Here is a 251-nt window from a genome sequence, read left to right as displayed (position 1 = left end):
CGTGAAGACGGTGCCTTTTCCCTTCTGAGAGGTAAATTCAATCCTGCCGCCATAGGTTTCCACAATGGTTTTGACCATTCCCAGGCCGAGCCCCATCCCGCTGCTTTTGGTAGTGAATTTGGGTTCGAATACTTTGTCGCGGTTGTCTGCTTCGATGCCTATGCCGTTGTCGGCCACCATGATCTTGACAAAACCGTCCTCGGCTGCCACAGACACCAGGATTCGCGGGTGGTCCACCTCCGGGACCGCCT

General features: G+C 55.4%; 1 protein-coding gene. It reads right to left on the bottom strand.

Going from position 1 to position 251, the window contains the following annotated elements:
- Positions 1 to 251: sensor histidine kinase (locus ACRHNM_RS17505; protein ID WP_431137925.1), on the bottom strand; the 251-nt coding region annotated here is incomplete at both ends.

It is taken from the genome of Psychroserpens mesophilus (genome assembly GCF_050617655.1).
Classification (GTDB): Bacteria; Bacteroidota; Bacteroidia; order Flavobacteriales; family Flavobacteriaceae; genus Psychroserpens; species Psychroserpens mesophilus_A.
The sequence above is the reverse complement of the archived record's forward strand: the minus strand, read 5'-3'. Positions and strand labels throughout refer to the sequence as shown.